At 53.1% G+C, this 14882-nt stretch carries 6 protein-coding genes; all 6 read left to right on the top strand.

What is annotated here, in order from left to right; translation table 11 throughout:
- The first annotated feature begins 30 nt into the window (after nucleotides 1-30).
- A complete protein-coding gene (locus ACTJJJ_RS01580; RefSeq protein WP_440701246.1) occupies nucleotides 31-1182 on the top strand; it encodes a FecR family protein in 1152 nt (383 codons plus the stop codon).
- 241 nt (nucleotides 1183-1423) lie between these two features.
- Nucleotides 1424-4822 carry a TonB-dependent receptor gene (locus tag ACTJJJ_RS01585; RefSeq protein ID WP_440701247.1) on the top strand — a complete coding sequence of 1133 codons (3399 nt, stop codon included), beginning with the start codon at nucleotides 1424-1426 and terminating at the stop codon, nucleotides 4820-4822.
- Between the two features lie 46 nt (nucleotides 4823-4868).
- Nucleotides 4869-6569 carry a RagB/SusD family nutrient uptake outer membrane protein gene (locus ACTJJJ_RS01590; RefSeq protein WP_440701248.1) on the top strand — a complete coding sequence of 567 codons (1701 nt, stop codon included), beginning with the start codon at nucleotides 4869-4871 and terminating at the stop codon, nucleotides 6567-6569.
- Nucleotides 6570-6643: 74 nt separating this feature from the next.
- Complete coding sequence (locus tag ACTJJJ_RS01595; RefSeq protein WP_440701249.1) at nucleotides 6644-9217, top strand: hypothetical protein; 2574 nt, start codon at nucleotides 6644-6646, stop codon at nucleotides 9215-9217.
- 93 nt (nucleotides 9218-9310) lie between these two features.
- Entirely contained in the window at nucleotides 9311-11458 is a 2148-nt protein-coding gene (locus tag ACTJJJ_RS01600) for an alpha-galactosidase (protein ID WP_440701250.1), read from the top strand.
- Nucleotides 11459-11810: 352 nt separating this feature from the next.
- The gene (locus ACTJJJ_RS01605) at nucleotides 11811-14867 is read left to right on the top strand and encodes a SusC/RagA family TonB-linked outer membrane protein (protein WP_440701251.1); all 3057 of its coding nucleotides are present in this window, start codon (nucleotides 11811-11813) and stop codon (nucleotides 14865-14867) included.
- The last annotated feature ends 15 nt before the right edge of the window (nucleotides 14868-14882 follow it).

The following is a 14882-nucleotide window of genomic DNA, read 5'->3' on the forward strand; positions in this document are numbered from 1 at the left end:
TCTGTTATCTAACTGTAAAACAATCTTGCAGTGGACAACACATACGAGCATTTTGGACCGGTAGACTTCGTAACGGACGATCAGTTTCTGAGGCATCGCCTGGCTCCCTCGGCGAACTCAGAGGCGTTTTGGGCGGAGTACCTCGGCATCTATCCCCACAAAAAAACAGAATGGCTACAAGCGGGGGAACTGCTCAATGCGGTGCTGCTGGGACTGACGAGCTATTCGAGAACGTATCTTTCCGAAGAAGAGGAAGCAAAGCTACTCGACAGGATCCTGCGTACCACGGAAGCGTACGACGCAGATATCCGCACACAAGAAGCCGCGCCGGTAAAGCCGCTCCGGGAAAGTTCGGGCTGGTACCGGAGAGCCGCTGTCGCTGCCGCCGTCGCATTGGCAGTCATAGCGACGGGTTACCTGGCGTGGCGGCCGAAAAATTCCCCCCAAGGCCGTTATGCCGAAACCATCACCGCATTGGAAAGTACTTCCACAGTAACCCGGCACACCAACAAATCGGCGCAGCCAGAGCTCTATTATCTGCCCGACAGTTCGTCGGTAATGCTCTCCCCGAAGAGCGAGGTCAGTTTTACTTCCGCATATAACCAGCAGAATCGCAGCGTATACCTCTCGGGAAAAGCGACGCTGGATGTGGTTCCGAATGCCGGAAAGCCGTTCTATGTGTATGCCAACGAGGTCGTCACCAAAGTATTGGGTACCAAATTCGAGGTAGTCGCGTTCGACGACGGCTCGGATGTTACGGTAAAGGTGTTGAATGGTAAAGTGACTGTCTATCAGAACAATGTGAGGAATAATGGGGCAATTGGTGCCCCGAAACAGTCAGCTATTCTGCTGCTGCCGAACCAGCTTGTGGTGTTCGACCGGAAAGCGGAGTTGTTCGACAAGCGCTTAGTGGAAAACCCCGTATCGCTGCCCGACATAAAATCCCTGCCCAGATTCGAATACGAGGACGCCTACGCGGTGAGGTTTTTTGAAGATATTAAAAAAGCATATGGGGTAAATGTAGTCTATAACCCCGAATTACTGGAAAATTGCCAGTTTTCAGCCGCATTTTCAGATGAAAGCCTGCCGGAGAAACTGAATGTGGTTTGCAAAACGATCGGCGCGTCGTACGAGATCATCGACGCGCAGGTAGTGATCACCACCACCGGATGTAAACCATAACGCTATATTTTTTTGACTTACCTAACCCTTTAACCTTTTCAACCAAATCCCTCTTCCCATGAGAACATAACTACTATCCCATACTTCTTAAGCAACATGGCCAATGATGCTTGCTCCATCATTGGCCTGTGTTAATCCTTAGCATCCCGGAGAGGTTGGAAGGATCGCTTGTGTCCGAATTTTTCAAACGAACAACTGATTCAAAAGTATGAAACAAGCAAGACATTTACTATTCCAATGTATGAAAATATCGTTGGTTCAGGCGTTACTGGCGTTTGTGTGTATGGGGGTTTCCTGGGCTAACGATCTGTCAGCACAGGAACTGTTGAGTCGTCGGGTCAGCCTGAACCTGACAGAGGTAAAACTCAGACCTGCACTGAAAGAGCTGGAAAGGATCGCTGACGTGCGGTTCTCCTACACGCCCCAGATTGGCCAGTCGCAGCATGTGGTTACGCTCAAAGTGACCAACGCGCCGCTGGGTTATCTGCTCGACAAACTTTTTCAGCCGATGAACATCCGGTACGAGCTGAGCGGGAAGCACATTATTCTCTCGCGCATTCCCGCAGCGCCCACGCCAGTGAAAGTGGAAGTGAACGAGGCGCAGATGATCAACATGGCGCCGGTGAAGGGAAAGGTAGTCGACGAGATCGGCGTGCCGCTTGCGGGCGTCAGCATCCTGCTCAAAGGCACCACCACCGGCACGCTCACCAATGCGGAAGGCGAGTTTTCCTTTGACGTGCCCGGCGGCGACGGCATTCTGGTGTTCAGTTTTGTGGGATTTGTATCCAAAGAAGTGCCCATCGGAGGCAGGACTTATCTGGATATTAAACTGGAACCGTTGGCCAGCGCGCTGAACGAGGTGGTCGTCGTGGGATATGGTACCCAGAAGAAGATTTCCATGACAGGAGCAGTAAGCACGGTGTCTGCCGACGCCATCAAAAACGTACCCACCGCGAACATTACCAATGCGTTGGCGGGTCGCATAGCAGGCTTGTTCGCAACGCAGAAAAGCGGCGCGCCGGGATCTGGGAGTACGCTGATCATCAGGGGTAAAAGCACGTTCAATTCAACAGATCCTATTTATGTAATCGACGGGATAGTCCGCACCGCCGGCGATTTCGAGGCGCTCAGTACGACTGAAATAGACAATATTTCGGTATTGAAGGATGCGACCTCGGCCGCCGTTTACGGGGCCCGCTCGGCCAACGGGGTGATCCTCGTGACCACCAAACGGGGCACCGCGGACGCGCCTACCTTCACGTACAGCGCATACGTGGGCAAGGAGTCTCCCAGCAAAGTCCCCGAGCGTATGAATGCGTATGAACATGCATTGTACCGCAACAATGTGGCCCGGTTCAACAACAGGCCCATTACCGACCCTTCGTATTATACGCAGGACGAAATCGATTATTTCCGGAACAACAACGTCAACTACGACTGGTTTAAAGGCGCCTGGCAGAACCCGGTTTTCACTCAGCACAACCTGAGCGTGTCGGGCGGGAGCGAAAAGGTGAAGTACTTTTCCAGTCTGGGCTATAACTATCAGGATGGCGGGTTCAAAAACCTGAAATACGACCGTTTTAACCTACGGTCCAATGTGGATGCCAAAATAGCGAAAGGCCTCAATATGGCATTGATGGTAGACGCCAGCCTCCAAAAACGCGACAGGCCGTACTGGCCGTACGACGGCGGCGACGACGACCGGATGTACGATCTTTACCGCGGTCTGCTGAACAAACCATCGTTCATGCCCTGGAAAATAGGGGATAAGTACGTCCGCGCATTCCAGCAGTGGAACCCCATCGGTCTCATCGACAACGCCGGTTTCAGAAGCATTAGGAAGAATACATTCAATGGGATACTGAAACTGGATTATGCCATTCCGCACGTCGACGGTCTGAAAGCGAACGTCTCTTTCAACTACCGCAAATACTACGATTACGACAAGACCGTCCGTAAAAAATACCCGGTTTCCGAGTTCAAAACCACAGGCGGGCACAACCACCTGTTGACGGACGAAGTAACCAACAGCCTGCTGCTGGGCGACTGGGAGAACAGCGCATACGCGTCTTTCAGCGAGGCTAATTCCTATCAGCTCAACGCGGGATTGCAATACGAAAAGACATTCAACGAAAAGCACTTCCTGACGATCATGGGAATGTACGAGCAGGCGGAAGGCACCGGGAATTACCTCTACGGGATGCGCAACAAGCTGCTGACACCCACCATCGAGCAGCTATTTATCGGCAATGCCGCCAGCGAAAACCAGAGCGCCACCGGCAGCGCTTCCGAAACCGGCAGGTTGGGCTACATTGGGCGTGTGACTTACTCTTACAATGAGAAATACCTCTTCGAAGCAAACTTTCGTTCGGATGCTTCCCTGAAATTTGCGCCGGAAGGCCGCTGGGGCTTCTTTCCTTCGGTGTCGGCAGGCTGGCGCTTGTCGGAGGAATCGTTTGTTAAAAACAATTTCAAAAACATCGACAACCTGAAACTGCGCGCCTCGTACGGTTTGCTGGGGAATGATGGTGGGGCAAATGTGGCCGAGTATGGTTACCAGAGCGTCTTTTCCGTTGCGAGCGGTGCGGTGTTCGGTTCGGCCACTTCCGGTATTGCGCCGGGTGCATTGCCCAACTACAACATTACCTGGGAAAAAACGCGAATTACCGACATCGGTCTCGAAGGGTCGCTGTGGAGAGGATTGCTGAGTTTTGAACTGGATTATTTCAGAAAGTATACCTACGATATTCTTGGTTCGAGGGTGATTTCAATACCCAATACTTTCGGTGCTACGCTCCCCAAAGAAAATTATGGCATCGTGAGCAACCAGGGCATCGAAATTGTTGCGCGACATGACCACACCCTGAAAAACGGTTTACAGTATTTCCTGGGCGGTAATTTCAGTTTTGCAAGAAACAAAGTAAAGCAGCAGGATTACGCAGCCGGCGCGTTCGATTATCAAATCCCGACAGGACGTCCGATGGGTTATTTGTCCGGTTATGAAGCAGCCGGCATAGCCCGCACCCAGGCCGACCTCGAAAACCTGCCCAAATGGGGTACCTACGAATGGTCGCTTGGGGACGTGATCCTGAAAGACCAGAATGGTGACGGTACAATCGATTCGAAAGATATGGTCGTGCTATCGAAACAGGGCACGGCGCCTGAAATCATGTACGGCATCACTACCGGCGGGCGCTGGAAAGGCTTTGACCTGAATGTGCTGTTGCAGGGCGTTGCCAACCGTAAGCTCGTATTTCCGAACCGCAGCGACCTTTGGGACGAGCAGGCGATATTGAAAATATGGACGGATTCCTGGTCACCGGAAAATCCCGACGCCAAATACCCGCGTGTAGGAGGTATCGGTGCGAGCAGTTACGGAGCGAGCCGGGTTTCTTCCTCATTCTGGCTTATGAACGGTAACTACATTCGTTTGAAAAACGTCGAGCTCGGCTACTCATTGCCGAAGGCTTTGACCAACAAGCTGGGTATCGGGGCGTTACGTATATATGTATCCGGTGCTAACTTACTGACCTTCGATAAAATCAAGGTCTCCGATCCGGAAGCCATCGAAGGTCCGTTCGGCGTATACCAGTACCCGATCATGAAAAGCTACAATGCGGGATTGTCCCTCAGGTTTTGAGCGGGACGGGTAACAATGTTTCAGTTGATCAAAGAATTAGACAAAAATGAGAAAGAGAACATATCAATACCTGTGCGCTGTTATGCTGGCGAGCTCCCTCGGACTGATTTCCTGTGAAGATGTGCTGGACAAAAAGAACCTGTCGGCTATTACCGAACGGGACGTGTGGACGGACCCCGCGCTGGCGACGGCATTTGTGAACAATGTTTACCTGTCGGTGCCCTCCTGGGATGTGGCCGTTGCCGATGCGACGGACGAAGCCTCCCGGGGCAGTATCTGGATTTCGGGTACCACCACCATCGATAACGGAGGGCCGGCTTACTGGCCTTATGCCGATATTCGCAAAATGAACCTGTTCCTGCGGGAGATCGACAAACCGTCCAGCACCATTGACCAGGCCGTCAAAACGACGCTGAAAGGGCAGGTACGGTTTATCCGGGCATTCGTTTATTTCGAAATGATCAAGCGCTACGGCGGCGTTCCGCTGGTAATTACCGCACAGGAGCGCGAAGACGACCTGCTCGTGCCGCGTAGCTCGACGAAGCAATGTTTCGATTTTGTGATTTCCGAACTGAATACTGCGGCAGGCGAATTGCCGGAATCGTATCCGGCCGCAGACCTGGGGCGCGTTACCAAAGGCGCAGCGCTGGCGATGAAAGGCCGCGTGCTGCTTTTCCGTGCCAGTCCGCAGTTCAACCCTACCAATAACGCGGCGCACTGGCAGGCGGCTTACGACGCTAATAAGGAGGCCATCACCTACCTTTCTTCCAAAGGAGTCGGGCTGGTGGATACTTACAGCAATGCGGCATTGTTCCTGGCTGAGATGAATAAGGAAGTAATCTTCGCGATCCGCTTCCTGAACCCCGCCGGGCGCACGCAGAGCCGCGACGCGGCCGTGCGGCCGATAGACTTTACGGCGAATGCAACCGGTGGCTGCCACCCGACGCAGGAAATGGTGGACGCGTTCCCATTGAAGAGCGGTAAAAAGACCGCCTGGAACGATCCTCAATATGCAGGCGATGTGACCAAAAGCTGGCAGAACAGGGATAACCGGTTCTACACCACAGTCGTGTACAATGGCGCTTCTTATCTTGGCAAAACCATGGAGCTGAATGCCGACGCTTCCGGCAACGGTTATTCCTACGGCAAGCAGAATGGCAGCCTCACCGGCTATTATTCAAGAAAGACGGTGGACGAGTCGTTGGACATTACCAATTCGCAAATCTCCGGAACGGATTACATCGATATGCGCTACGCCGAAGTGCTGATGAATTATGCCGAAGCGGCGATGGAACTCAACAAGCTGCCGGAGGCATTTGACGTGCTCAAACAGATCCGCAAGCGCGCGGGCATCAATGAAACGACGCCTGGGGATGCATCTTTGGCAGGCAAGCTGTACGGGCTGAGCCCTTCCATGGGGCAGTCGGAAATGCGGCAGGCTATCCAGGACGAACGGTACATCGAGTTTGCATTCGAGCAGAAAAGGTTGTGGGATTTGCGCAGATGGCGGCTGATGCATCTGAAAATGACGGGCAAAGACAAACGTCATGCGATGATCCTGAACACCGATGCCTCGAAGCCAGGCGGTTTTACCTATACGCTTTATGACCGCGACAATGCGCCGATGGTTTACAATGAAAACATGTATTTCCTGCCGCTAAGCACGGCTACCATTCAGGGAAATGCTAATCTGAAACAAACCAAAGGCTGGGGCGACGGCACTTTCGACCCGCTGGAAGGGATGTAAGATGAAACCGGTGTCCCGGAATGCAAGCTGCGTAACGGGACACCTTATTTCTTTTACCAAATTTTCCTAAACCCATGAAGAGAGGCATTCTCGCAGGAATACTCGTTTGCTTTACCACAACATCGTTCGCGCAGGAGCTGGTTATCCGAAATGACCAGATCCAGCGTGTGTTGTCTTATGACGGGCAGGTATGGCGAACGGTCCGGTTTGCGGACGCTTCCGGCAAAACTGCATTGACTACCCGGAGCGACGAGTTTCACATCCTGCCCATGCAAGCAGAGAAGGGCTTCACAGTAGGCGATTTCGTTGCCGACGGCCTGCCGGTCAGTTCGCATTCGGCTGATACCAGTTTTGTCAGGATCGCTTACCGGCCCAAACCGGCGATAGCGGGCAAGTCGGGCGTGCCCGAAAAGCTGCTCATTACCTATTTTACAGTTGAAGGCCAGCGGCATATCCGTAAAGCCCTCGCACTGGATTATGCGGGTACCGCGGCCGGCGATCCGGTCGCAGTTGACCGCTTGGAAGTGGAGCGCTTTGAGGTGGAAAAATCAGCCACCGGCGGCGGACGGGGAGAACCTGTTTTTATCGACAACAAATGGTTTGCCGGTCTCGAATATCCGGCCGGGTACAGCCGCCATACCAACGGCAACACGCCTGCCGATTATGCAAGGCATTATGAGAAAGTAGGCAATTACAGCTTCATCGACCTTGAAGGAAGGGATATCGAGCCCGCCGGAAAGGCAGGTTTGATCAGGCTGATGCATTTTCCGGGTTACGCCGCTACCGCCGACTCGGTCCGTTTCAGTATCAAAAGCAAGACAGCGGTGTTCGGATTTGCGCAGGCAGGTTCGTCGATCCATCAAGCATTCATACAATACCTGGCTACGGTGTGGAAAGCACCGCGGTCGTTTTTGCATTATAACAACTGGTTCGAACCACGGGCGAAAGACCTGAGCGGGAATGCGTTGGTCGATATTTATAAAGAATTCCGCACCGCTACGGAACCCTACGGCGTGAAACTCGACGCCATGGTGATCGACGATGGCTGGCAAGACAGAAAATCGGTTTGGCAGCCTTTGCCAAAATTTTTCCCCAATGGCTGGGCGGACGTCAAAAAGCTCGCCGGCAACCTCAAAAAGGAAGGTGTTGACTTTGGATTCTGGCTTTCGTTGAACGGCTATACCAATGACATCGACTGGGGAGTGAAAAACGGTTATCGCGAGGCTATTCCTAACCCGTACTTTAAACAATTCAGGCGATATTACAGCCTGTCGGCGCCGGCCTACAAACGCGAACTGCTGCGGCAGGTGCAACATATCGTGAGAGAAACAGGGGCGGTTTACTATAAACACGATTTCAACGAGCTCAGCGACACGGGCGAAGGGAACGGGCACCCGGCTACGGACAGGCACGGGCACGAAGCGAACCTGGATGCGGCCATCGAAGTACTGCTGGCAACACGGAAAGTAAAACCGGATATTTTACAAAACCTCACCAACTGGGTCTGGTTTTCGCCCTGGTGGCTGATGTACGGTGACTACCTGTGGATGCTCGCCGGCGACGACGGTACCAATGGGAACTGGCCGGAAATCTCAACGCGTGCCATGGCCTCCACCGACCGCGATACGTACATCTGGCGCATGTGGGGCAATGCCGCTGACCGCCCGCTGGTACCCATCTCGCGCCTCATGACCCACGGGATCATCAAAAGTTCCGACGGCAGAATGGAAAGCAAGGAGGATGATTTGCAGGACTGGCTGGAACACGTGCTGATGCATTACGGCCGGGGTACGCTGCTGAAAGAATGGTACATTACGCCCTCCGCCCTAAAACCCGACGAATGGAAAGCGCTTTGTACCGTAGATAGCTGGGCAAAGGAAAACCGGGAAACGCTCAACAATACGGTGTACGTGGGAGGCAGGCCCGACGAAGGCCAGGCCTATGGCTATATAGGCTGGCATGACCAAAACGGCATTCTTGTGGCCCGTAACCCCAGCGCGGAAACACAGAAACTGATTATTCCTTTCGATGAAAGCACGGGTTTTTACAAGAAAAAGGGAGAAAACTATGCTGCAACCGTGCTGTTCCCGTATCAGGATGCTTACCCTGCTGCGTTCCAATCAGGTGGCAAGATAGTGATCGAGCTGCCGGGCTATGCGACCATGGCTTTTTCATTCGGGAAAGGGAAACCAATGCGATCTGTCAAGCCTGCGGGTAAGATCGTTTGGAACAATATAAGCAAAGCAAACGGTAAGAGGGAAACCACGCTGACCGTACCTACCGACACGGGTAACCGCTGTGACCTGCTGCTGATCGGCTATCCGGAGCTTCCGGTGATTCAAATAAACGGAGCGACGGTAGCCCCGCGAAGGAGCTCGAAATCCAGCATCAACCAATTTGCCGGTTATGCCAGAGCGGGCATGCTCAGCGAAAAGGCGCGGGCCTGGAATATGCAGGCATTCGATCTGCGACCGTATAAAGGCCAGCGTATCACCATTTCCTATGACGGGAAGGGAGGATTTGAAAGCCATTTGCTCGCCGAGCGGCTGGTGTCGTCATCTGTTTTAAAATCGACCGGAAAAAATTTGTTATGGCCCATTACCAATAGTACCCGGCGTGAAACGGTGCGACTTTGCGAGGGGAAGTAGTATTTTTGAAAAACCTTGGAAGAACCTATGGCAGGAAAACGCCACAACCAGTAACCTTTTAAATCGCCCTTAATCAATTCCCAATTACCTTTTATGAAATACTTTCTTTTAGCACTTGGCCTCCTCAGTTTTTCCTCCCGCGCACAAACGGCCGGCGGGGACAGCGACTGGCTTGTCAAACCCACCATCGCCAAAGCGCGTATCGATCAATCGGCCGGCGATATCGTCATGTCCAATGGCCTGGTGAAAAGGGCATTCCGGCTCAAACCCGACCTGGCTTGCATTGAATACAAAAACCTGACCAACGGCCAGCAACTGCTCCGCGCGGTGAAACCCGAAGCGAGGGTGGTAGTGAATGGCGTCGCCTATAATGTAGGCGGATTGTACGGGCAGAAAGAAAATGCGTACCTGCTGCCGCAGTGGATCGATCAGCTGAAAGTGTCGGACAGTGCGTTTCATTACATCGACCTGAAAATTTCGAAAATAGAGCCTTACCTGAAATGGAAGACCGCCATGTGGGCAGGAAGCAAGAAAAATGCCACCGGAAGTGAGGTAACATTCCGTTTCGGCTCGTCGCTTCCCGCGCTCGCGGGCGTGGATGTATACGTGCATTACGCGATCTTCGACGGCATTCCGCTGGTATCCAAATGGGTGACGATCGAAAACAGAAGCAAGAACGATATGACGGTCGATCAGGTTGTGAACGAGATCCTGGCCGTGACGGAAGAGGAAAGCGCGGTAGTAGGCAAGCCGGAAGAAATGGCTAAGCCCAATGGTTTGTACATTGAAAACAATTTCGCATTCAACAATGCCATGCGTTACCCGCTCAGCGACCAGGCGACGCATTGGAAGGTAGATAAAAGCTATACCTCGCAGGTTAATTACGATTACCAGACGCCCTGTTTGCTCGAAGTTCATCCGAAGGTAGCTATGGGAACGCGCCTTAAAGCGGGCGAAAAGCTGGAATCAATCCGTACGTACGAATTGCTGATGGATAGCTACGACCGCGAACGCAAAGGGATGGCCATCCGTAAAATGTACCGGACCATCGCGCCCTGGACGACGGTCAACCCGATTTTCATGCACCTGGTAAGCAAAAACGACGAGCAGGTGCGGACGGCGATCGACCAATGCGCGGCTACGGGCTATGAAGCGCTGATCCTTAGCTTCGGAAGCCATTGTAATATGGAGGATGTTTCACCCGAAAACCTCAAAAAATGGAAGGACCTGACCGACTATGCACACAGTAAAAAGATCATGATCGGCAGCTATTCGCTTTTTAGCTCGCGGAAGATCAGCGAAGAGGACGACGTCATTAACCCAAAAACGGGTAAAACCGGCGGCGCATTCTTCGGTAATGCGCCCTGCATGGGTAGCAAATGGGGCCTGGCTTACCTGGATAAGCTAAAAAAATTCATGAGCTACACGGGTTTCGATATTTTTGAAAACGACGGGCCTTATCCGGGCGACGTTTGTGCGTCCACGTCACATCCGGGCCACGAGGGCCTGGCCGACTCGCAATGGAAGCAAATGGCGCTGCAAAAAGGCCTCTATCACTGGTGTGCCGAAAATGGTATTTACGTGAATGCGCCAGATTGGTATTTCCTCGATGGCACCAACAAAGTGGCCCTCGGTTACCGGGAGGTGAACTTTTCCCTCCCGCGCGAACAACAGAAAATCCTGAACCGCCAAAACATCTACGACGCGACCTGGAATGAAACGCCGTCGATGGTATGGGGTTTTGTGCCGCTCACCAAATACCAGGGCGGCGGGCCGGAGGCGGTGCTCGAACCGCTGTCGGAGCACCTGGATGCCTACGAGCAACTGATGATGCAGTACTATGGAGCCGGTGTGCAGGCATGCTACCGCGGCCCAAGACTGTACGATACCGACGAGACGAAAAAGACCGTGAGCAATGTAATCAGCTGGTATAAAAAGTACCGCGACATCCTCAATTCCGACGTCATCCACCTCCGCCGCGCCGACGGCCGCGATTGGGACGGCATTATGCACGTCAACCCCGAGTTGCCCGCGAAAGGATTGGTGATGCTGTACAATCCAACGGGCGAGAAAATGGTCAGAAATATCAAATTGCCATTATACTACACCGGCAAAGATCAATCGGTGAAGATCCGGGTAAAAGAAGGCGTAGCGCAATCCTACAAGGTGGGTCGTAACTACGAGGTAGATTACAAAGTGGAGATACCTGCGGAGAGCTACACCTGGCTGGTAGTGGAATAGGGTACGTCTGCCGGTAACGGCGCGTAAAATGAAAGAGACAAGTCTGCGTCGTGAGCTGGCTTGTCTCTTTTTATTTTGTGAAAGTATAGAATAGTACAGATTCTAAATTCTTGCAATGAAATCCTCTAAAAGTGTCATAATGATACTTATTGATAGCTATTTAGCCATAAAATGATGTGTTGGCAGTTGGCGGGTCATTCAAAAAATATTTTTGTTGAAAATAGTATAGAATAGTATAGGTTAATAAAAAAATTGTGTTCTTTTGATAAAAAATTAGACGTATGGTTGTGTTCGGCCGCATCCGGAGGCTGGTCGGAACACGACTCGCGTTTCACCTATAACTCTCTTTAACATGGTTTTTTCTACCCGCTTTTCTCCACTGCTTCTGGCCGTGTTGCTGCTGTTGATCGGCGCCCGGGCGGTCAAGTCCCAGGTTCCGGTTTCGGGCCGGGTAACGGACGCATCCGGCCCGCTCGTAGGCGTAAGTGTGATCATCAAGGGTGCCAATGGCGGCACATCGACCAATACCGACGGAAATTTTACGATCAATGTGCCTTCTGCCGATGCGGTCCTCGTCTTTTCCTACATTGGCTACATTCCCCGCGAAATACAGGTGGGCAAACAAAGCAAGCTCGATGTCCTGCTCGAAGCCGACACCAAAGCCCTCGATGAAGTCGTGGTAGTTGGCTATGGGACCAAAACCCGTGCGGACCTTACCGGTTCGGTTTCGACGATCAAAGGCGCCGATCTGGAAAAATCGCCCGCCAGTAACCTCACCAACTCCATTGCCGGCCGCGTACCCGGTCTGATCGCCAACACACGGAGCGGCGAGCCGGGTAACGACAATGCCGAGTTATTTGTCCGCGGGAAAGCTACTCTCGGCAGTACCGGCGCACTGGTGGTGATCGACGGCATTCCCGATCGCTCGGGCGGTTTTGCCCGGCTCAATCCGGCGGATATCGAGTCGTTTACGGTGATCAAGGACGCCACAGCGGCGATTTACGGCGCACGGTCGGCCAATGGCGTGATTCTGATCACCACCAAGCGCGGGCAGGCCGGCAAGCCGGTGCTGTCCATCGGTACCAACTGGTCGCTCACGCAGGCGACGCGCGTACCGCAAATGCTGAATTCCTACGAATACGCATTGGCTACCAACGAATACGACCAGATGATTGGCCAGAAACCTACCTGGCCCGACGCGACATTGCAAAAGTTCCGCGACGGCTCCGACCCGCTCTCGTTCCCGAGTACCAACTGGTGGGATGCGACGATGAAAAAACAGGCATTGCAGCACAACCAGGTCATTTCCCTGCGCGGGGGTACGGACAAGGTTACCTATTTCCTTTCGGGCCAGTACCAGAAGCAGGACGGCATTTATAAGCGGGACGCGGCTTTTTACAAGCAGGCCCAGGCGCGCGCCAACGTGGATATTGCCGTGACGGACAACCTGAAAATCGGGGTAGATGTGTTGTACCGCAACGAATTCCGCAACTCGGCCGTGGGCAATTACAATGCCGGGGCGATATTTCGGGAGCTGTGGCTCGCGTATCCGTACCTCGTTCCCATTTATCCGAACGGTCTCGTGGGACCGGGCATCGGCGGCGGGCCTAACAACAGCATGGTGTACATCACCGGCGGCGAGGCTGGCTATAACCGTGCGACCAACGATTTTTTGCAAACCAAGACCTATTTCAAATGGGACCTGTCCAAATTGGCCAACGGCGTGTTCGTGGACGGGTATTATGCCTATGATGTTACTTTTTCGAAGACGAAAGCATTTACCAAAACACCTCCGCCCGCTTTCCGTTATGACGGCGCGGCGGGTAATTATGTGCAAATCAATTCGGCCATTAAACCGAGCTTGTCGGAACTGCGTGGTACGCTGAAACAAAACCTGCTGAACATCCGGCTGGGCTATAACAACCGGTTCGGCGACCATTCTGTCGAAGGTTTCGCGGCATATGAGCGTTTCGAAGGCAATGCCGACGAGATCAGCGCATACAGGTTGAATTTTCTCAGCAACTCGCTCGATCAGCTTTCGGCGGGCAGCCTGATCGGCCAGCAGAACAATGCGACTGCCGCCCAGACGGGCCGCAACAACTTCATCGGCCGTGCTTCCTACGGTTTCAAGAACAAATACCTTTTTGATTACAACATGCGCTACGACGGCTCGCAGAACTTCCCGGAAGGCAAGCGTTACGGCTTTTTCCCGGCAGTTTCGGCGGCATGGCGCATTTCGCAGGAAGATTTTTTTAATTCCAAAAGCATTACCGAGCTGAAACTGCGCGGATCGTGGGGAAAGACTGGTAACGACGCTGTTTCGGCATTTAACTACATCCAGACCTACCTCCTTGGAACAGGCTTCGGATATTCGCTCGGGCCGAATGCCTCGCAGGTAAGCTCGCTGGTACCCGGCCCAACCCCCAACAAGGACATTACCTGGGAAGTGGCCACTACCACCGACGTGGCGCTCGACGCACAGTTCCTCAAAGGCAAACTGGGTCTGACCGTCGACTATTTCCGTTCCATGCGCTCGGGTATCCTCATCACGCGCAGCGAGTCCGTACCCGCGTACACGGGCCTGACATTGCCCAACCAGAACCTCGGAAAAGTATTGAATCGGGGCATAGAGCTCGAAGCCTATTACAATGGCACCATCGGGACGAGCTTCGGATACAATATCAGAGGCAACCTAACTTTCGTCCGCAACAAGGTGATTTTCATGGACGAGGCGGCCAGCGTGCCTTCCTATCAACGCAAAACAGACATTCCTATCGATTCGTGGCTCGTGTACGAATCCGACGGCATTTACCAGAACCAGGCGGAGATCGACGGCAGTCCACACCCGGCCAACACGGCTCCCGGCGACATCCGCTATAAGGACATCAATGGCGACGGGACCATCAGTGGTCTGGATCAGGTGAGGAAATCGTCGGTCCGGACGCCCGAACTCATCTATGGTACTTCACTGGGCTTTTCATGGCGTAACCTGGACCTCTCGCTGTTTGTTCAGGGCCAGGCCAGGGCGCAGTCGTACCTGGCACCTGCCGGGCTGAATATGGCGAGGGAGTTTTTCGACGGGCGCTGGCAAAAAGAGGGTGATAATCAGTTTCCGCGCAATTTCAATGGCCCTACCGGCGCATCGAGAGGGGTGAATACGCTGACCTCGGATTTCTGGCTTCGCAATGCGGCATTTGTTCGGCTGAAAAACGTAGAGCTGGGCTTCACGGTGCCTTCCGGCTTGCTGAAAAAGGCCAAAATGCATAGCGCGCGGATCTACATCAATGGCAGTAACCTGTTCTCGATCGATCAATTCGGGCCATCTTTTGATCCTGAGATCCCTAACAACTCGGGCTACTACTATCCACAGCAGCGCGTCGTGAACCTGGGCGCCAACATCAGCTTCTAATCCTTACTCTTTATC

Origin of the sequence: Dyadobacter sp. 22481 (genome assembly GCF_052044875.1) — a bacterium.
Classification (GTDB): Bacteria; Bacteroidota; Bacteroidia; order Cytophagales; family Spirosomataceae; genus Dyadobacter; species Dyadobacter endophyticus.

What these genes read in the sequence shown, in the direction of transcription:
- ACTJJJ_RS01585 (WP_440701247.1), top strand. Translation starts at nt 1,424, where the DNA reads ATGAAAATATCGTTGGTTCAGGCGTTACTGGCGTTTGTGTGTATGGGG.
- ACTJJJ_RS01590 (WP_440701248.1), top strand. Translation starts at nt 4,869, where the DNA reads ATGAGAAAGAGAACATATCAATACCTGTGCGCTGTTATGCTGGCGAGC.
- ACTJJJ_RS01600 (WP_440701250.1), top strand. Translation starts at nt 9,311, where the DNA reads ATGAAATACTTTCTTTTAGCACTTGGCCTCCTCAGTTTTTCCTCCCGC.
- ACTJJJ_RS01605 (WP_440701251.1), top strand. Translation starts at nt 11,811, where the DNA reads ATGGTTTTTTCTACCCGCTTTTCTCCACTGCTTCTGGCCGTGTTGCTG.
- ACTJJJ_RS01595 (WP_440701249.1), top strand. Translation starts at nt 6,644, where the DNA reads ATGAAGAGAGGCATTCTCGCAGGAATACTCGTTTGCTTTACCACAACA.